We start from the raw sequence: 19,174 nt of genomic DNA, 5'->3' as shown, positions 1-19,174 counted from the left end.
TAATGTTACAGCCAAAACGTACAAAATTCCGTAAAGTGCACAAAGGCCGCAACCGTGGTCTTGCGCAAAACGGTAACAAAGTAAGCTTCGGTACTTTCGGTCTTAAGGCTACTGGTCGTGGCCGTATGACTGCTCGTCAAATCGAAGCAGCTCGTCGTGCTATGACACGTCACATCAAGCGTCAGGGTAAAATCTGGATCCGTGTATTCCCAGACAAGCCAATCACTGAAAAGCCGCTTGAAGTTCGTATGGGTAAAGGTAAAGGTTCTGTTGAATACTGGGTTGCTGAAATTCAGCCTGGTAAAGTACTTTACGAAATGGAAGGTGTTTCAGAAGAGCTTGCTCGTGAAGCATTCAACCTAGCGTCTCGTAAATTACCATTCAAAACCACTTTTGTAACTCGGACGGTGATGTAATGAAAGCTAGCGAACTTAAAGATAAAAGCGTAGAAGAGCTAAACGCTGAACTTATTGAGCTTCTTCGTGAGCAGTTTAACCTGCGCATGCAAGCGAGCACAGGTCAGCTAGCTCAATCTCATTTGCTACGTAAAGTACGTCGCGATATCGCGCGTGTTAAAACGGTTATTAACCAGAAGGCAGGTGCATAATGAGCGATAAGATCCGTACTCTACAAGGCCGTGTAATCAGCGACAAGATGGACAAGTCTTTCACTGTTGCTGTGGCACGTTACGTGAAGCACCCGGTATACGGTAAATTCATGAAGCGTACTACTAAGTTGCACGTACATGATGAGAACAACACTGCTATGACAGGCGACACAGTTACTATTCGTGAATGTGCTCCTATCTCTAAGACTAAGTCTTGGACACTAGTAGACGTTGTTGAGCGTCCAAAGAAAGCTTAATTTTTAATTAAGTCTATTCGGACCGAAAAAGCCCCGGCAATTGCTGGGGCTTTTTACTTTCTGCCTACTAATCACATAACTCCCTCTTTTTAAATCATAATTATCTACAGCTACCTAGGTGTTGAGTGGCTTAACATGCATTTGCGTCCTACACTTGAAGTATATATTTTGAGCGCATTTATTTTATGGTCCGCATCGTTTTATTTGCAGTCTGTTGCTTGTTGGCACAGGCCGCCTACTCGACACAAACAATACGTTACATAGAGCCTTTCTATGGGAACGATGCCAAGGATAAAAGTTACGTAGCATCGGTACTCAGGCGTGCTGTTGCCATTTCCAATGAGAAATTTGGTGATGTGGAACTTGAAGCACTACCTACGCCGATGTTGCAAGGGCGGCAGTTTCGGGCGCTCGATACGGGTGAAATTGATTTGATGTGGTCTATGACCTCGCGCACGCGAGAGAATAAGGCTTTACCTATTCGAATTCCTGTCACTATGGGACTGATTGGCTTTCGGGTGTTTGTTATCAAAAGTGCGGATCAAGCTCGATTCGCTGAAATAGAAGATATAGCCGAGTTGAAGAAGCTGCTTGCCATTCAGGGGCATGACTGGCCCGATACTGAGATTTTACAAGCCAATGGTTTTAATGTGCACGGTGTTAGTTGGCGCGACAAAATGTATAAACTCTTGGCGCGAAGCCATTATGATTACTTTCCTAGAGGGGTCACAGAAGTGGGTAGAGAGCTCAATGATCTCGATAAAAATCATACTTTAGCGTTGGAGCGTAAGTGGATGTTGTACTACCCCACGGCAACCTACTTTTTTGTCCGCAAGGGCAACACTGAATTGGCTGAGCGTATAGAATGGGGACTTAATCAGATGGTTGACTCCGGGGAGCTCAGACAGATGCTGTTCAGTCACCCCATTCATAAAGACGCCTTGCGCATGGCGCACGTGGAGGGTAGAACATTAGTGGAATTGCGTAACCCAGTCTTGCCTGATAACGCCCCAACTCTAAATCCCAAATACTGGGTCACTTATGAAGAGTTAGTGCAATATGCCTATTAACAGCGCTCAGGTGATTGAGCCACATGATAGATGTTGGATAATTAAAGTGAGTCGTACATGAAATTTGTCCCTCAGTTAGTAGTATGGCTAATGATGCTATGTTTTACGTCGATGAGTTATGCGCAAGAGCCGGTAATTCGCTTCATTGAACCTGTTTACGAAGGAAGCCTCGAACAGAAAAGTTATCCAGCTACTTTGTTAGCGAGAATTGTTGAGTTGACTGAACAAAAATTTGGTCCAATTACGTCAAACCAAGCTACTCACCTATGCTTCAGGGACGTCAATTTAGAGCGCTAGAAAATGGTCATATTGACGTTTTCTGGTCTATGACATCTCAACAACGTGGAAACGAGGCGCTTGCGATTAAAATACCAACCGCAATGGGGTTAATGGGGTATCGTGTGTTGGTGATCAGAAATAATGAGCAACAGCGCTTTGCTAGTTTGCACTCAGCAAGTGAGCTAAAACAGATGCTCGCGCTACAAGGACATGACTGGCCTGATACGGATATTTTATTAGCTAATGGATTCGATGTGCATGGAGTAAGTTGGAGTGACAAAATGTACCGTTTGCTCAGCAACAGCCATTTCGATTACTTTCCACGTGGGCTATTAGAAGTTGCCCATGAATTACGAGACTTTGACACAGAACAGGCGTTAGCCTTGGAACAGCGCTGGCTTCTTTATTACCCAACGGCGATGTACTTTTTTGTGGCTAAGAGTAACGCCCATTTAGCGGCACGAATCGAATATGGGTTAGAGCGCTTAGCTGAATCTGGGGAATTGAAGTCATTACTATTGAATCACCCCCATCATAAAGATGCATTGAAAATTGTTCGACTCAAAGGCAGAGAATTGATTCACTTAAGAAATCCATTACTACCAGAATCAGTTCCATTATTGACGCCTCTATACTGGTTAACGTTAGAAGACCTAATCGAAAATCAAACCAATGAATAGTAAAAAGGCCGCGTAAGCGCGACCTCTGATATACTTACTTGAGCATTTTCCTCAGTACGTACTGTAATATGCCGCCGTGTTTGTAATACTCCCACTCTTTAGGGGTATCAATGCGGATATCAGCATTAAAGCGTATTTCATTGGCATCATTGTCGGTGGCAATGACAACGAGCTCTTTTGCTTTATCCACCAAACCTGTAATGGTGAATGTCTCCTCGCCACTTAAATTGAGCTCTTCATGTCCCTCACTCTCTTTGAACTGCAAGGGCAATATGCCCATACCGATAAGATTTGAGCGGTGGATCCTCTCAAAGCTCTTTGCAATGACTGCCTTGACGCCCAATAGTAGAGAGCCTTTTGCGGCCCAGTCTCGTGACGAGCCAGTACCATATTCAGCACCAGCAAGAACCACTAGGGGAATGTCGTTCTTTTGATACTGCATTGCCGCATCGTAAATACTGGCAATATCACCCTCTGGTTGGGTGCGAGTTATGCCACCTTCTGTGCCAGGCGCTAACTGATTGCGTAATCGGACATTAGCAAAGGTACCGCGTATCATCACTTCATGATTCCCGCGACGTGAACCGTAGGAATTAAACTGGCCAGGGGAAACACCATGCGCTTGTAAGTACTCACCAGCTGGTGCATCAGCTTTAATGGAGCCCGCTGGGGAAATGTGATCTGTTGTCACCGAATCCCCCAATTTCGCCAAACAACGCGCACCTTCAATGGTTGGGATACCCGGTGGCTCGATACCCATATCATCGAAAAATGGTGCGCGGCGAATATATGTTGATGCGTCATTCCATTCGTAACGTTTTGCTTGTGGCACGCTAATATCTCGCCAACGCTCGTCTCCTTTATACACATCGGCATAACTTTTGGCGAACATCTCCTTAGTTACCGTTGATTTAACCAAATCGGCTACTTCTGTAGCGCATGGCCAGATGTCTTTTAAGAAAACGTCGTTGCCATTTTTATCTTGTGCAAGCGGTTCGTTGTATACATCGATATCGGTTCTACCAGCAATGGCATAGGCCACCACCAAAGGCGGCGATGCGAGGAAATTCATTTTGACGTCTTGGTGAATTCGGCCTTCAAAATTTCGATTCCCAGAGAGGATAGAGCTGACGACTAATTTATGCTCCGTAATTGCCGCTTGGATCTCTTCGGGTAAAGGACCTGAGTTGCCTATACATGTTGTACATCCATAACCAACAAGATTAAAGCCTAGCTCTTCGAGGTCATCCATTAATTGAGCTTGAATGAGGTAATCGGTGACTACTTGAGAGCCTGGTGCCAGCGAGGTTTTTACCCAAGGTTTGACTTCAAGTCCTAGTTCTTTTGCCTTTTTTGCTACTAAGCCAGCCGCCAAAATGACACTTGGGTTTGAGGTGTTGGTGCAGCTTGTAATTGCCGCTATTACACAAGCACCATCGCTGAGTTCGAAATCTTGGCCGTTATAGTGTACTTTCGCTACACCAGTTACTTGCGCTGCATTGTCTGATTGTGCTGGTTGCCCACCCTCAGAGACAATACGTGCTTCTTGCTCGTCAGCCAATGCATTTTGTTGTGCTCTTTCGTCTTGAAAATTCACCAGATGCTGACGTATCACTGCCCCAGCTTCATCAAGTGCAATTCTATCTTGTGGTCGCTTGGGACCGGCAAGGCTAGGCACCACCTGGCTCAAGTCAAGCTCCATGGTGTCTGTATACATGGGCTCATCACCTTGCTCGCGCCACATTCCTTGATGTTTCGCGTAAGCTTCAATCAAGTTAATTTGCTCATTACTACGATTCGTGAGTTTTAAGTACTCAATGGTTTCTTGATCAATCGGGAAGATGCCGCACGTGGCACCATACTCGGGAGCCATGTTGGCGATAGTTGCGCGATCTGCCAACGGTAAATCGCTAAGGCCATCCCCATAGAATTCCACGAATTTACCAACAACTCCTTTTTGTCGCAGCATTTGTGTCACTGTTAGCACTAAATCTGTTGCTGTGGTGCCTTCAGGCAGCGCGCCTTTGAGTTTAAAGCCAATCACTTGTGGGATGAGTAAACTGATAGGCTGCCCAAGCATCGCTGCTTCAGCTTCAATGCCACCGACACCCCAACCGAGTATGCCCAGACCATTGATCATGGTGGTGTGAGAGTCCGTTCCTACTAGGCTATCTGGATACGCAAACGTATGACCATCTTGGCTATTTTCAAATACGACCCGTGCTAAGTATTCGAGGTTTACTTGGTGAACGATCCCCGTGGCCGGAGGGACGACTTTGAAGTTATCAAAAGCTGTTTGACCCCAACGTAGAAATTCATAACGTTCTTTGTTGCGTTGGTACTCTAGTTTGGCATTAAGGTCGAAGGCGCCATCTTTGCCAAAGCTATCGACCTGAACAGAATGGTCAATCACGAGTTCAGCGGGCGAGAGTGGATTAATTCTACTTGGATCGCCGCCGAGTCTTTCCATTGCATCGCGCATCGCTGCTAAATCTACTATTGCGGGAACGCCGGTAAAGTCCTGCATCACTACACGTGCCGGAGTAAATGCCACTTCTTTGGATGGAGTTGCTTTGGGATCCCAATTCAAAAGCGCTTGTATGTCATCAGCAGTAATATTCTCTGCATCTTCATGGCGCAGTAAATTTTCGAGCAGTATTTTTAAGGAAAAGGGTAGTCTCTGCGCCTTTGCGCCCAGTTTTTTTAATGAGTGAATATGGTATTGCTTGGCATTGACGGTGAGTTGGTCAAGCGTATTAAAGCTGTTCTTCATTCAAATCCCCTTTGTTGTTTTGTACTTACTATGCACAGGCGTATCCTGTGATATCGAGTACAAAGTCTTAGGTGACTATAACCTAGCCACCTTTAAGAGCTTGGGGGGAAGTGCGTATTTTTCAAGCTATTTTCACCATGGTTTTGGCAAAGCGCTTTGCATAAGTGCTAAGGGGTTGGGCGATTAGCCAAAAGAAATCGGCTTTCTACCGGTATTTTCGTCGCGGTTTGAGGTTTTTTTCTTTGCTTTTTTAGCCGCCGCTTCTTTAGGCACTGCTTGTGCGGCTTTTTGTTTAGGAGCTTTAGCTTGTTTGTGTGAGCTCTCCTTTATTTGCTCACGCTGAACCATGTTTTCTGCTGCACTCAACAAGAAGTTTTCGCCGTCAAAATGCACCGTGTCACCCGCATACAGCTTCTTGCGTTTTTGGGTGCACAGTTCACCGTTTACACCCACATAGCCGTCGGCAATCATCAGTTTGGCGTGACCACCACCCTCAGCAAGGTCAAGCACCTTTAATAGCTTACACAGCTCAATAGGTTCTTCTTCTAACTGTACTTCAATAAATTCGTCTTGCATCTTGGTGAAATTCTTTTACCTCTTGTACCTTGCATTATACCCCAGCTTTGCACTAGTGTGGGTTTATTCGCACCGCCATGAGGCAAAACTTTTTTGTTTCGCGGTGGTCTAAAACCCCAAAGTATAAGAATAATAACCAGCAACAGCTACTTACCATAAGTGGTGTGAAATTTGCTGTCCAAGCTAATTAAAGCAGTAATCGATTTAGCGGGAGAGAAACATGGGCGCAAGACAAAGTGTATTTGAAGAGTTCCTAAATAATAGATTCGCTGACCATTGCAGCGCAGAACAAGTGCGTTTGGCTATCGCAGAGGCGATTAAACACGCGCAGAATAAAACAGAGCAGTATTTTGAGCTGCTTTCGAAATTTAATGATAACCACAGTCGTGTGTTGTATCACAATCCAAGCTCAGAGCCTGAATTGGTATTTTACCATCACAAGCTGTTTAAAGAGGTTACCTATGAAAAGGCCAGCGTACATGCGTGGGCAAAAAAATGGGGTGTTGAGTTAACTTTATAAACAGCCAGATATAAAAAAAGCAGCGAAAGCTGCTTTTTCATTTTATGGGTTATGAACGTAGTGCACTGACGATAAAGAATGGGTTGAGGTAGCTTTCTTTTTGGTTGTACTTTAATGGCTCACCGTCAATGTTGGTGACCTTTGCGCCGGCAATTGCCGCAACAGCATGGCCAGCACCTGTATCCCATTCACTCGTAGGGCCCAAACGCGGATAAATATCTGCAGTACCTTCAGCGACCAAGCATAGCTTTAATGAGCTGCCCTTAGGCACCATGTCAACTTCTTCAAACTGCTCAAGGAAGCTAGCAAGTTGTTCAGAAGGGTGAGAGCGGCTGCCTACAACGCGTATAAGACCGTTGTTCTCTTTTTCTGTCACTTTGAGCTCAATACGCGCTTCGCCTTCTTGTTTGAAAGCACCGATGTACTTTGCTGCTAAATAGCTTACATCTAATGCTGGGGCATCAACCACGCCTAAAACTGGTTCACCATTGTCAATGAGTGCAATGTTAATAGTGAACTCACCATTTTTCTTGATGAACTCTTTTGTGCCATCGATGGGGTCTACTAACCAATACGTTTGCCAGTTTTTACGTTCTTCCCAACTAATAGATGCGCTCTCTTCACTCAGAATAGGTAGATTGGGTGTCAGTTCTTTGAGGCCAGCAACGATCACCTTGTGAGCGGCCAGATCAGCATCCGTAACTGGGCTTTTATCGTCTTTATATTCAACGTTAAAGTCTTTGTTATAGATGGTCATTGCAGCTTGCCCCGCGTCGCGGGCCAACTGTAATACTTGCTCTAGCAGCTCTGGAGAAGTCATTATTTATCCTATGATGTGGTTGGTTTTTAGGTGGTTAAGTAGCTTTGCTACACACTCTTCAATGGATAGCTCAGCGGTATTCACACTGAGCTCGGGATGTAAGGGTATCTCATAATCTGAATCAATACCCGTGAAGTGGGCAATTTCACCAGCGCGGGCCTTTTTATATAAGCCTTTTGGGTCGCGCTGCTCACATGTAGCTATGGGAGTGTCGAGATACACTTCAATAAATTCACCGTCTTCAACAAGACTGCGAACCATGTCTCGCTCTGCTTGGAATGGGGAGATAAATGCCGTTAAAACGATAAGACCCGCATCAACCATGAGCTTCGCGGTTTCGCCAACGCGGCGAATATTTTCTTTGCGATCGGCATCAGTAAACCCTAAGTCGCCACATAAACCGTGGCGTACATTATCACCGTCAAGTAAATATGTTTTATGGCCTAGCTCATGCAACGTATTTTCAAGTGCGCCTGCGATGGTGCTTTTACCTGAACCAGAAAAGCCAGTGAACCAAATGATGCAGCTTTTGTGGCCATTGCCTTGCTGTCTTTTGTGTTTATCGACACCATGGCGGTGCCAAACTATGTTCTCATCCATTGCTTATACTCGAAATTAAAATGGGAATACGACGTTTATCAAGCTCAAAACCACAGCCGCATAGGCGAGTGACATCAGCACGCCGATACGCGCAAAATCAGTGAATCGATATTGTCCTGCATTCATTACTATCATATTGGTTTGATAGCTATAAGGGCTAATGAATGCGGCACTAGCGCCATAGGCAACCACCATCGCAAATGGCATCACATTCACATCCAAAGAAGTGGCAAGGCCATATGCAAGTGGAAACATCAATGCGGCCGCAGCGTTATTGGTGATCAATTCGGTCAGTATCACTGTGAGGATATAAACCACGACTAAAGCCATAAAAGGCGTGAACGCACTATGAGTAGCGAGCCACTGCTGTAATGCTTCAGCTGCACCTGAACCTGTGAATGCATTAGCAAGCCCAAGCGCTGATGCAATGATGACAATGAGCTCAAATGGAAAACGACGCTTAAGTTCTTGACCGTCAAGTACCTTAGTTGCCAGTAATAAGGCGACGAATAACAGTAAGCTTTGTACTAGAGGCATCATCCCCGTTGTTGCCAGCGCTATGACTGCGGCAAAGCCACCCAGCAGGGCTGCTTCACCTTTTTTGCTTTGTGCTTTGTCAACCTGATGTTCACTGACGAAATAAAAGTTTTTGTCGAGGTTTTTACGGTTTTGGAAATCAGGACCCACCGCCAGCATAAAGCGATCGCCTGGTCGCACAGTCACTTCTCCCAACTTGCCAGATAGGCGCTCGCCATTGCGGTGAATTGCAACGACTGCGGCATCAAATTTAGCGCGAAAACCAACTTGCTTGAGTGTTCGGCCAACGAGTGCGGAGGTGTGAGTAACAATGACTTCTTGAAGGTTTGAGCTCAAAAGACCATTGCTGTCGGCGAATAGCGTTAATCCAGGAATGCGTTGCAAAGCGCTGACACTGTTGGCATTGCCTGTAAATATCAGCTTATCCCCTGCGCGGACTTTATTTTCAGGTCGAACCGGACTAATAAGTCGTTTCTCGCGCACTATCTCTACTAAAAAGAGTGAGTCCAAGTCACGCAAGCCATTACTCTCAATGGTTTTCCCAACCAGAGGTGAATCAGGGTTGACCTTTGCTTCAAGCAGGTATTTCTTGTGTTCACCTTCTACTCGCGGGTAATTTGGCAGCAGTTTATGGCATGCGATAAGCACCACAATACCCACCAAGGTGAGTGCTAATCCAATCGGTAAAAAGCTAAACATGGCCAAACTGACGCCGTCGTACTGCTGTGTAAAGCTGGCAACGATTAGGTTTGTTGAGGTGCCGACCAACGTAGTGGTGCCACCTAAAATCGCGGCATAGGATAATGGGATTAATAACTTAGAAGGTGCATGGTGCTTGTTTCGCGTCAAAGGACCCACTAAAGAAGCAACAACTGCGGTATTGTTCAAAAATGCTGAAGCAGCTGCTGTTATGGTGCTGACTTTAACCAGACTCACGGGTAAAGACGGGGAAACAATACGTTTTGCGAGCACCTGTAGTAGCGAAGTGCGTTCAAGGGCAATGGACACCAGCATGAGTAATACCAGTATCACCAAGCCCGTATTCGTAAAGTTATTGAGTAAAGTTGGAGTATCAAGATACCCCAACATATAGCAGCCTAACAATGCAGCGAAAAACAGGGCGGCAGGGCGCGCATGTGTTAGCACTAACGCTAAAAACAAGCCTGTAATAATCGCTACATAAAAGACTGCATCCATGTTTATTTCAACTTACTGATATCGATTGCTTGCCAATGCGGGAAGTGCTTTCTTACTAACGCATTGAATTCTAATTCAAGTTCACTGAACTGATTGTGCGCAACCTTATCGGTTTGTGCAAGTACTTGCTCTACCATGCCCGCACCTACAGTGAGATTAGATAGGCGGTCAATGAGGATAAATGCGCCTGTCTCTTTGTTGTTGCGGTATACATCGGCTAGCACCGGCTCTGTTAACTCAACTGTTACGATGGCAATTTCATTGAGTTGCAAATTGTCAGCTTGACCATGCGCGAGCGTATTTACATCAATGGTATAGTCAATACGCGAGATGACTGCAGCGGTCTTCTTAGCGCCAATTTTGAGGAAATAGGTTTTGCCAATGACTAATGGTTCTTCATGCATCCATACCAACTTTGCTTGCAGTTGATTGCTTGGCGTTGACTTAGATGCTGCAGGAACAATGACATCGCCACGACTGATATCAATTTCATCATTTAATGTCATGGTGATTGCTTGGCCCGCTTCAGCGGTATCTAGATTGCCATCAAAAGTAACCAACTCTTTGATACTCGAAGTCTTGCCTGAAGGTAGAACTTTCACTGCATCACCCACTTTGAACTCACCAGAGGTGATGGTGCCTTGGAAACCTCGGAAATCTAAGTTTGGACGCACCACATATTGCACTGGCAGACGTGGTTCAAAACCATTGTTTGTTGCCGCGGCTGGTGAGTCTTCAAGTAACTCTAGAAGAGGTTTGTCTGTGTAATAAGGGGTGTGCTCTGAGCGAGAAACTACATTGTCGCCTTTAAGCGCAGACATAGGCACGAATTTGATGTTTTGTACGTTCAATTGTTCAGCGAACTTCAGATAGTCAGCTTTGATTTTCTCGTACACAGATTCATCGAAATCGACTATGTCCATCTTGTTGATAGCAACTACAAACTGTTCAATACCTAATGAGTCACAGATAAAGCTGTGGCGCTTGGTTTGCACTTGCACACCGTAGCGCGCATCAACGAGGATGATCGCCAAGTCGCTGGTTGAAGCACCGGTTACCATGTTGCGCGTGTACTGCTCGTGTCCTGGTGTGTCGGCAATAATGAACTTGCGCTTGGCCGTTGAGAAATAGCGATAGGCCACGTCAATGGTGATCCCTTGTTCGCGCTCAGCTTGTAAGCCATCTACCAGCAGTGCTAGGTCGAGTTCTTCACCCGCATTACCGACTTTTTCGTTGTCTTTGTGCAATGCAGCAAGTTGGTCTTCATAAATTTGGTGGCTGTCGTGTAATAAGCGCCCGATGAGTGTTGATTTGCCATCATCCACGCTACCACACGTCAATAAGCGCAGCAGGCTTTTGTCTTGTTGGCGTGATAAATACGCTTCAATGCCTAATTCTTTTACTTCATTTGCTGTTGCTGACATTTAGAAATACCCCTCACGTTTTTTCTTCTCCATCGACCCTGCTGAGTCATGGTCTATCACTCGCCCTTCGCGCTCAGATGATGTCGACAGCAACATTTCTTCGATAATTCCAGTGAGTGTGTTAGCGCGCGATTCAACTGCGCCGGTCAGTGGATAACATCCTAGAGTACGAAAACGCACAGACTTCATTTGTGGCTGCTCACCTTCGTTCAGAGGCATGCGCTCGTCATCAACCATGATGAGGGTGCCGTTGCGCTCGACTACTGGGCGCTCTTGTGCCAAGTACAAAGGCACGATTTCGATATTTTCTTGATAGATGTATTGCCAGATATCAAGCTCAGTCCAATTTGATAGCGGGAACACGCGAATGCTTTCACCCTGGTTTACTTCGCTATTGTAGGTATTCCAGAGCTCTGGGCGCTGGTTTTTGGGATCCCACCTGTGGTGCTTATCACGGAATGAGTAAACACGCTCTTTAGCGCGAGATTTCTCTTCATCACGACGTGCGCCACCAAACGCAGCGTCAAAACCATATTGGTTTAGCGCCTGCTTCAAGCCTTGAGTTTTCATGATATCTGTATGCTTAGATGAACCGTGCACAAACGGGCTGATATTCATCGCTAACCCTTCAGGGTTTTTGTGCACAATGAGGTCAAAACCATACTCTTTCGCTAAGCGGTCACGAAACTCAATCATTTCGCGAAACTTCCAGTTGGTGTCAACGTGCAGCAAAGGGAAAGGTATCTTTGCTGGGAAAAATGCTTTTCGTGCTAAATGAAGTAACACCGATGAATCTTTACCTATGGAGTAAAGCATTACGGGGTTATCAAATTCAGCCGCGACTTCGCGAATGATTTTGATGCTTTCAGCTTCTAACTGCTGAAGATGTGTTAATGCCATAGCTTGGTACCTACCTAAACGCTAAATTTTATTCTGAAAATGTTAAACCATTTCTGTTAACGGCTGAGCGAAGCTGCTGGTTTGCGCTTGCTGTGAGAACCACGCTAACTGATGATGTAAAGAAGCAACTTCGCCAACGATAAGTAGTGCAGGGGACTGGATTGCGTGCGTTTGCACCAAGTTATCCAGCTCAACAAGTGTACCTGTCACCACACGTTGTGATTTGCGCGTACCATTTTCGATGATGGCGACGGGCGTATCTGCGCCGCGCCCGTGCTTAATAAGTTGTTCTTTAATTTCAGGGGATTTCATGACCCCCATGTAAATAGCTAAAGTCTGTTGTGGCTTGGCCAGTGACTGCCAATCTAAGTCTTGCCCCTCTTTTCGGCAATGACCTGTCACAAATTGAATACTTTGGGCATGGTTGCGATGAGTCAGAGGAATACCTGCATACGCGCTACATCCTGCAGCTGCGGTGATCCCAGGCACAATTTGATACTTGACGCCATGTTGGGCCAGCACCTGCACTTCTTCACCACCACGGCCATAAATAAATGGATCGCCCCCTTTGATGCGACACACTTTTTTACCTTGTTGTGCCAGCTCCACCAACATCTCATTGGTGCGCTCTTGTGGCACGCTGTGATCACCTGCGCGTTTACCGACACAAATGAGATCGGCGTCGCGGCGCACCAGTTCCATAATTTCATCAGAGACTAGGTAGTCGTACACCACTACGTCGGCTTGTTGCATCAGTTGCAGCGCTTTTAGTGTTAATAACTCCGGATCGCCCGGACCTGCTCCTACTACATACACTTCACCTTGCGGTTGAGCAGTACCAGTGAGCATGTTTTGCAGTTCATTATATGCCGCGTCATGATTGCCTTTTTGCACTTCACTGACGACATTGGAATCAAATACACGTTCCCAGAACTGACGACGATCGGCGAAATGTTTAAAACGCGCTTTGACTTGGTTACGAAAACGACCCACTAATTGTGCTAATGGACCGATATGTTGCGGTACTAGGGTTTCAAGCTTCTCGCGTAAGCGTCTTGCCAAAACTGGCGCTGTACCAGCGCTGGAAATAGCAATAGTAATTGGGTTGCGATCAACAATTGATGGGAAAATAAAACTGCACTTGGGTTGATCATCCACCACATTAACAAAAATATTGCGCTGCTGTGCCGCGTCATGCACCTGAGCATTAACGATGTCGTTATCTGTAGCCGCAATCACCAGCATGTGACCGTCAATGTGAGCGTCATTAAAAAAATCTTCAACAAGCGTAACCTTGCCCTGTTGTTGCAATGCGTGTAGCTCGTCACAAAATGCTGGGGCTATCAGTGTTAGTTTGGCACGCGCCTTTAACATTGCACTGGCTTTGCGAAGCGCAACATCGCCACCACCGACTATAAGTACCGGCTTATCATCTAATTTTGTAAAAATGGGCAAATATTGCACTGGGTTACCGCCTGATTCGTCAAAACAAAAACGCATATCTATTACTACGCGAACAGGAGCAAAGAATAAAGGGCCTGATATCGGTTAAAAAATAATTTGTTCCAAGCTTATATAACTAAAAGTTATATGCTGACTTTTGAAATGGCTTAAGGCAATAAAAACAAGGGGTCATGCAGGTTATTCAATTTAGAACTTGCATAGAAGTATTCACCCTAAGGGCAATGTTTGATCTCAATGCCGTTATCTATGCAATAAAGGGTGCTAGTATTGCCAAAGACCACAAGGAGATTCATAGATGACAAGTGTAAATACTGTGGCGGGTGATGCACAGCTTGCTTTGGCATGCTTGGACTTCACGCGATTGAACGAACAAGATGATGAACAAGCAATAATAAGTTTTCTCGATCAGCTGCGTGTGAATAAGCCACTTCCTGCGGCTATTTGTGTTTACCCTCAGTGGTTGAAGCTCGTGTGCGACTATATGAATGCGCATTTATCAGCGCCGATAAGCTTGGCTACCGTCACCAACTTTCCAAGTGGTGAGCAGCCATTGCATGAAGTGCTTGAGCAGACCCAACGAGCACTTGAACTCGGAGCCAATGAAATTGATTTAGTATTGCCATACAAGGCCATGCTCGCATCAGATGAGCCCCTGGCGCTGAAGTATGTGCGCAACAGCAAGGAAGTGTGCCAAGGTCGGGCAAAGCTCAAAGTGATTATTGAAAGTGGTGAGTTGCCAATTCAGAGAGTGGCTTTGGCAACTCGTATCGCCATAGAAGGTGGAGCAGACTTTGTAAAAACCAGTACCGGGAAGGTACCCGTGAATGCCACCTTGGAGGCGGTAGAGGTTATGCTTGAGGAAATTAAGCGTAGCGACGAAACAGTGGGCCTGAAAGTATCCGGAGGAGTTAAGACGTTACAGCAAGCTCAGGAATATATGCAGCTGGTAGCTTCTATGATGGGGAAAGAATGGATCACGCCAAATCATTTTAGATTTGGCGCATCATCACTACTTGAGGAACTATACGCGGTACTATGAGCGACAGTGAAATTGAAAAATTAAAACTGGAGCATGAGGCCGCGCGATTATTTCTGCGCGCTTATGAGCGCAAGTATCACACCCCAATGCGCCACATTTGGCACAATGAGCCAGCTAAGCCAGACGTAAGTTGTTACATGGACAACGAGCGCCTTGATATTGAGATTGCGCACCTGTACGCCAATGAGCACGAAGCGATGGCCGTGCTTGGGCGCCCCCTTAACTTGGATATTCAGCGTCAACTCGCACAACTTGCCCTTAATGCCGGTAGTGAACAACTGCATGTGGCGCTGACAAGGCTGCTAGCAGCGAAAGCAACGAAACGTTATGACAGCCAAAGGGTGTGGTTATTGATCCGTAACGCCAGCACCTTGTGGCATCATGATGATTTTGTTAAAACCATCGGTGATATTGATGTCCCTCAGGGCCATGTATTTGAGCAAATTTGGCTGCTCAGTGATTGGCATGCGAAGGAAACGCCCATATTACTATGGTCAAAAGATAATAATCAGACATAATTTTCTTTGTGCTTAGCTTTTACTCTTGTGTTAACGCGCTTGGTCAGTATAATGGGCATCCACTTTGCAGGGGCGTAGTTCCAATTGGTAGAACAGCGGTCTCCAAAACCGACGGTTGGGAGTTCGAATCTCTCCGCCCCTGCCACTTTTCAATGTGCAAGTCTAAGTCTAAAAATCTGTTTTAAAAGCAAGTTTTTAAGGTTAGATTTGGATAGATTTACCCTGTCGCGTGACGGGGTTGTTGTGTCTGTATTTAGGGTGTCAGGAATTATGAGTGCAAATGTAGAAACCCCGTCAAGCTCGATGGACATGGTTAAGTGGGTATTCGCTATCGCGTTACTAGCAGCGGCAGTTGTAGGTAACACAATGTTCGTTGAACAGTCGGTGTTAATCAGAGCGATCGGCGTAGTTGCAGCAGTTGCAATTGCATTGGGTGTAGCAGCGACGACTGAAAAAGGTCGTACGTTTATCGCCTTCGCCAAAGAAGCGCGTATCGAAGTACGTAAAGTTGTTTGGCCAACGCGTCAAGAAACAACACACACAACGTTCATCGTAATGATTGCTACAGTTATCATGGCGCTAATCCTATGGGGATTGGATGGAATTTTATTCCGAGTAGTAGGCTTTTTAACTGGATTGGAGATCTAGTCCCATGACGGAAGAGAACAAAGAAAAGAAATTACGTTGGTATGTAATTCAAGCTTTCTCAGGCTTTGAGAAGCGTGTTGCACAAACCATCAAAGAGCACATCAAGATCCAAGGTCTTGAAGACAGCTTTGGTGAAGTGCTAGTGCCTACTGAAGAAGTAGTAGAAATGCGCGCAGGTCAAAAGCGCAAATCAGAGCGTAAGTTCTTCCCAGGTTACGTCCTGGTGGAAATGGACATGAATGACGAAAGCTGGCACCTAGTGAACAGCACACCACGTGTGATGGGTTTCATTGGTGGTACATCAGATCGCCCTGCGCCAATCAGCAAAAAAGAAGCGGACCGCATTCTTAACCGTCTGCAAGAAAATGCAGAAGCGCCGAAGCCAGCTACTCTGTTTGAAGCAGGTGAAGTGGTTCGCGTTGTTGATGGTCCATTTGCTGACTTCAACGGTGTTGTTGAGGAAGTGGATTACGAGAAGAGCCGCTTGAAAGTATCTGTACTTATCTTCGGTCGTTCTACTCCTGTTGAACTTGAGTTCGGTCAAGTAGAACAAGATAAGTAATTTGTCTATTTAAACGACAAAACCATATTGTCAAAGGCCGCTGATTAACTTATAATCAGCGGCCTTTTTGCATTCAGCGCTTGTCGGTGGCTGTAAAAAGAGTATTAAATTTTTAAACTGGGAAGCCGCTTGAGTACGCGTCCTCGCGCGCACGAGGCTAAGACCCACCTAACGAGGTATAATCATGGCTAAAAAAGTTGAAGCTTTAATCAAGCTACAAGTTGCTGCTGGTATGGCTAACCCTAGTCCACCAGTAGGTCCTGCTCTAGGTCAACACGGTGTAAACATCATGGAATTCTGTAAAGCGTTCAACGCTCGTACAGAGTCTCTAGAGAAAGGTGCTCCGGTACCAGTAATCATCTCTGTTTACAGCGATCGTTCATTCACGTTTGAAATGAAGACTCCACCTGCTGCTTACCTTCTTAAGAAAGCTGCGGGCATCAAGTCTGGTTCAGGCCGTCCTAACACTGAGAAAGTAGGTACTGTTACTCGTGCTCAACTAGAAGAAATCGTTGAGATGAAGAAACCAGACCTTACAGCGGCTGATATGGACGCTGCAGTACGCACAATCGCAGGTTCTGCGCGTGCAATGGGCTTGAACGTAGAGGACTAAGATAATGGCAAAACTAACTAAACGTATGCGTACTATCCGCGAGAAAGTGGATGTAACTAAAGATTACGAAATCAACGAAGCTGTTGCACTTCTTAAAGAGCTAGCAACTGCTAAGTTCGTTGAAAGTGTTGACGTTGCTGTTAACCTTGGTATCGACGCACGTAAATCTGACCAAAACGTACGTGGCGCAACAGTTCTTCCTCACGGTACTGGCCGTGACGTTCGCGTAGCTGTATTCACTGCTGGTGCAAATGCAGACGCTGCGAAAGAAGCTGGTGCTGACATCGTAGGTATGGAAGATCTTGCTGAACTAGTTAAGAAAGGCGAGATGAACTTCGACGTAGTTGTTGCTTCTCCAGATGCAATGCGCGTTGTTGGTCAACTAGGTCAAATCCTAGGTCCACGTGGTCTTATGCCAAACCCTAAAACTGGTACTGTAACTCCTAACGTTGCAGAAGCAGTTAAAAATGCTAAAGCAGGTCAGGTTCGCTACCGTAACGACAAGAACGGTATCGTTCACACGACTATCGGTAAAGTGGACTTCACTACTGAGCAACTACAACAGAACCTTGAGTCTCTAATTGTAGCGCTTAAGAAAGCTAAGCCTTCTCAAGCAAAAGGTACTTACATCAAGAAAGTAAGCATCTCTACTACAATGGGCGCAGGTGTTGCTGTTGACCAAAATACTCTTAACACGCAAGTATCGTAATTTAAGAGTTTACGTGGCGCGAAATTTGTACTATAATTTCGCGCCATTTTGTTGAGAAATTTTCTCAACAATAAAAGAATTCGGGTTGAAGCTAAATTTTCGAATTTAGCTTCCGTCCAAGACCGTAGGTGCAGTGATTCATTGCTTAATTTCCTACGTAGACGGTGTGAATCCCAGCTAGATTTTTCCTAATCTTCTGGCTCTCGCCGTAACAAGCAGCTCCACTTAATGACGAGTGGGGTAGAGTAAAACTGAGGGATGGAAGTTCCTCACAACCAGGAGTAACACCCATGGCTTTAAATCTTCAAGACAAAAAAGCAATTGTTGCTGAAGTCAACGAAGCTGCCAAAGGTGCTCTATCTGCAGTTGTTGCAGATTCTCGTGGTGTAACTGTAGACGCTATTACAGCCCTTCGTAAAGAAGCGCGTGAAGCTGGTGTATGGATGAAAGTTGTTCGTAACACCCTAGCTCGTCGTGCTGTTGAAGGTACTGATTACGAGTGTCTTACTGAGTCACTAGTAGGCCCAAGCCTAATCGCTTTCTCTTCTGAGCACCCAGGTGCTGCAGCGCGTATCTTTAAAGATTTCGCTAAGAAGCACGAAGCGTTTGAGCTTAAAACGGCTGCTTTTGACGGTGCTGTAGTTGATGTAGACATGCTTGCTAAGCTACCTACATACGACGAAGCAGTTGCACGTCTAATGAGCGCTATGAAAGAAGCTTCTGCGGGCAAGCTGGCAAAAACTCTTGCTGCAGTTCGCGACCAGAAACAAGAACAAGCTGCTTAATTTTTATTTATAAGCTATTGTTCTTTATCGGTGTATTGAATTTAATGAACCTTAGGGTTCGAGATTATTAGGAAATTTACAATGTCTGTAACTAAAGACCAAATCCTTGACGCTATTGCTGAAATGTCAGTAATGGAAGTTGTTGAACTAGTTGAAGCAATGGAAGAAAAATTCGGCGTAACTGCAGCTGCTGCTGTTGTTGCTGCTGGTCCAGCTGAAGCTGCTGAAGAAAAGACTGAGTTCGACGTAATCCTAGCTGCTGCTGGCGGTAACAAAGTTGCTGCTATCAAAGCTGTACGTGGCGCAACAGGTCTTGGCCTTAAAGAAGCTAAAGCTCTTGTTGAATCAGCTCCTGCACCAATCAAAGAAGGTGTATCTAAGGAAGAAGCTGAAGCACTTAAGAAAGATCTTGAAGAAGCTGGTGCTGAAGTTGAGATCAAGTAATCTAGCATACGCTAGGTTCGCTGCCTGAGAAATCAGGCAAGGGCTGGTGATTATTTAATCACCGGCCCTTTTGCGCTATAGAGATAAAGTTCACTTTAGTGCACTCTTTTTCTAAATTTCACTATTATTATCAATATGTTATAACTATTTAT

The 19,174-nt window shown here is 45.5% G+C and carries 23 protein-coding genes and 1 tRNA gene; 16 read left to right on the top strand and 8 right to left on the bottom strand.

Translation table 11 applies throughout. The features are described 5' to 3' along the window. The first annotated feature begins 2 nt into the window (after positions 1-2). From rplP to AAEU32_RS09925, 6 genes are all read left to right on the top strand, one after another. Entirely contained in the window at positions 3-416 is a 414-nt protein-coding gene (gene rplP, locus AAEU32_RS09950) for a 50S ribosomal protein L16 (RefSeq protein ID WP_105253321.1), read from the top strand. After that, complete coding sequence (gene rpmC / locus AAEU32_RS09945) at positions 416-607, top strand: 50S ribosomal protein L29 (RefSeq protein WP_105189377.1); 192 nt, start codon at positions 416-418, stop codon at positions 605-607. Before rplP ends, rpmC begins: the two co-directional genes overlap by 1 nt. Next, positions 607-864 (top strand): 30S ribosomal protein S17, encoded by a 258-nt coding sequence (rpsQ, locus tag AAEU32_RS09940; RefSeq protein WP_421970383.1) that lies wholly within the window; start codon positions 607-609, stop codon positions 862-864. Before rpmC ends, rpsQ begins: the two co-directional genes overlap by 1 nt. A gap of 185 nt (positions 865-1,049) precedes the next feature. Beyond that, positions 1,050-1,934 carry a transporter substrate-binding domain-containing protein gene (locus AAEU32_RS09935; protein WP_421970382.1) on the top strand — a complete coding sequence of 295 codons (885 nt, stop codon included), beginning with the start codon at positions 1,050-1,052 and terminating at the stop codon, positions 1,932-1,934. Positions 1,935-1,991: 57 nt separating this feature from the next. Further along, positions 1,992-2,231, top strand: coding sequence for a hypothetical protein (locus AAEU32_RS09930; RefSeq protein ID WP_421970381.1), 240 nt, complete (start codon positions 1,992-1,994; stop codon positions 2,229-2,231). Then, complete coding sequence (locus AAEU32_RS09925; protein ID WP_421970380.1) at positions 2,201-2,893, top strand: hypothetical protein; 693 nt, start codon at positions 2,201-2,203, stop codon at positions 2,891-2,893. The genes AAEU32_RS09930 and AAEU32_RS09925 overlap by 31 nt, the downstream gene beginning before the upstream one ends. Before the next feature lie 34 nt (positions 2,894-2,927). Here AAEU32_RS09925 and acnA read toward each other — a convergent pair whose 3' ends face one another. Then, positions 2,928-5,666, bottom strand: a complete 2,739-nt coding sequence (gene acnA / locus AAEU32_RS09920) for an aconitate hydratase AcnA (RefSeq protein ID WP_421970379.1) — start codon at positions 5,664-5,666, stop codon at positions 2,928-2,930. Positions 5,667-5,849: 183 nt separating this feature from the next. Beyond that, on the bottom strand, positions 5,850-6,242 hold the full coding sequence (locus AAEU32_RS09915) for an RNA-binding S4 domain-containing protein (protein ID WP_421970378.1): 393 nt from the start codon (positions 6,240-6,242) through the stop codon (positions 5,850-5,852). A 220-nt stretch (positions 6,243-6,462) separates the two neighbouring features. On the opposite strand from AAEU32_RS09915, the gene AAEU32_RS09910 reads away from it, so the two are divergent. Continuing rightward, positions 6,463-6,762, top strand: coding sequence for a hypothetical protein (locus AAEU32_RS09910; protein WP_421970377.1), 300 nt, complete (start codon positions 6,463-6,465; stop codon positions 6,760-6,762). Between the two features lie 49 nt (positions 6,763-6,811). Here the strand turns inward: AAEU32_RS09910 and cysQ are convergent, their stop codons facing one another. From cysQ to cysG, 6 genes are read right to left on the bottom strand one after another with little or no spacing between them, the layout of a single operon-like run. Next, positions 6,812-7,582: a 3'(2'),5'-bisphosphate nucleotidase CysQ gene (gene cysQ, locus AAEU32_RS09905; protein ID WP_421970376.1), complete on the bottom strand. Its 771-nt coding sequence runs from the start codon at positions 7,580-7,582 to the stop codon at positions 6,812-6,814. A gap of 3 nt (positions 7,583-7,585) precedes the next feature. After that, positions 7,586-8,182: an adenylyl-sulfate kinase gene (cysC, locus tag AAEU32_RS09900; RefSeq protein ID WP_421970375.1), complete on the bottom strand. Its 597-nt coding sequence runs from the start codon at positions 8,180-8,182 to the stop codon at positions 7,586-7,588. A gap of 15 nt (positions 8,183-8,197) precedes the next feature. After that, the gene (locus AAEU32_RS09895; RefSeq protein ID WP_421970374.1) at positions 8,198-9,916 is read right to left on the bottom strand and encodes an SLC13 family permease; all 1,719 of its coding nucleotides are present in this window, start codon (positions 9,914-9,916) and stop codon (positions 8,198-8,200) included. A gap of 2 nt (positions 9,917-9,918) precedes the next feature. Then, positions 9,919-11,340 carry a sulfate adenylyltransferase subunit CysN gene (cysN, locus tag AAEU32_RS09890; RefSeq protein WP_421970373.1) on the bottom strand — a complete coding sequence of 474 codons (1,422 nt, stop codon included), beginning with the start codon at positions 11,338-11,340 and terminating at the stop codon, positions 9,919-9,921. After that, entirely contained in the window at positions 11,341-12,240 is a 900-nt protein-coding gene (gene cysD / locus AAEU32_RS09885; protein ID WP_421970372.1) for a sulfate adenylyltransferase subunit CysD, read from the bottom strand. Between the two features lie 42 nt (positions 12,241-12,282). Continuing rightward, entirely contained in the window at positions 12,283-13,704 is a 1,422-nt protein-coding gene (gene cysG, locus AAEU32_RS09880; RefSeq protein WP_421970568.1) for a siroheme synthase CysG, read from the bottom strand. A 295-nt stretch (positions 13,705-13,999) separates the two neighbouring features. Between cysG and deoC the strand changes: the two genes are divergently transcribed. From deoC to rplL, 9 genes are all read left to right on the top strand, one after another. Next, the gene (gene deoC, locus AAEU32_RS09875; protein ID WP_421970371.1) at positions 14,000-14,743 is read left to right on the top strand and encodes a deoxyribose-phosphate aldolase; all 744 of its coding nucleotides are present in this window, start codon (positions 14,000-14,002) and stop codon (positions 14,741-14,743) included. Next, positions 14,740-15,261: a hypothetical protein gene (locus AAEU32_RS09870; protein WP_421970370.1), complete on the top strand. Its 522-nt coding sequence runs from the start codon at positions 14,740-14,742 to the stop codon at positions 15,259-15,261. Before deoC ends, AAEU32_RS09870 begins: the two co-directional genes overlap by 4 nt. 68 nt (positions 15,262-15,329) lie before the next feature. Continuing rightward, a tRNA-Trp gene (locus AAEU32_RS09865) sits at positions 15,330-15,406 on the top strand. Positions 15,407-15,531: 125 nt separating this feature from the next. Then, positions 15,532-15,909, top strand: a complete 378-nt coding sequence (secE, locus tag AAEU32_RS09860; protein WP_421970369.1) for a preprotein translocase subunit SecE — start codon at positions 15,532-15,534, stop codon at positions 15,907-15,909. 4 nt (positions 15,910-15,913) lie between these two features. Then, positions 15,914-16,471, top strand: a complete 558-nt coding sequence (nusG, locus tag AAEU32_RS09855; protein ID WP_421970368.1) for a transcription termination/antitermination protein NusG — start codon at positions 15,914-15,916, stop codon at positions 16,469-16,471. A gap of 184 nt (positions 16,472-16,655) precedes the next feature. Further along, the gene (gene rplK, locus AAEU32_RS09850) at positions 16,656-17,084 is read left to right on the top strand and encodes a 50S ribosomal protein L11 (RefSeq protein ID WP_105189357.1); all 429 of its coding nucleotides are present in this window, start codon (positions 16,656-16,658) and stop codon (positions 17,082-17,084) included. 4 nt (positions 17,085-17,088) lie between these two features. After that, a complete protein-coding gene (gene rplA / locus AAEU32_RS09845) occupies positions 17,089-17,793 on the top strand; it encodes a 50S ribosomal protein L1 (protein WP_421970367.1) in 705 nt (234 codons plus the stop codon). Between the two features lie 290 nt (positions 17,794-18,083). Further along, positions 18,084-18,578, top strand: a complete 495-nt coding sequence (gene rplJ, locus AAEU32_RS09840) for a 50S ribosomal protein L10 (RefSeq protein WP_421970366.1) — start codon at positions 18,084-18,086, stop codon at positions 18,576-18,578. Between the two features lie 81 nt (positions 18,579-18,659). Next, the gene (rplL, locus tag AAEU32_RS09835; RefSeq protein ID WP_070982798.1) at positions 18,660-19,022 is read left to right on the top strand and encodes a 50S ribosomal protein L7/L12; all 363 of its coding nucleotides are present in this window, start codon (positions 18,660-18,662) and stop codon (positions 19,020-19,022) included. Positions 19,023-19,174: the final 152 nt, after the last annotated feature.

The organism is Pseudoalteromonas maris (genome assembly GCF_049257235.1).
In the GTDB taxonomy this organism is placed as follows: domain Bacteria; phylum Pseudomonadota; class Gammaproteobacteria; order Enterobacterales; family Alteromonadaceae; genus Pseudoalteromonas.
The sequence above is the reverse complement of the archived record's forward strand: the minus strand, read 5'-3'. Positions and strand labels throughout refer to the sequence as shown.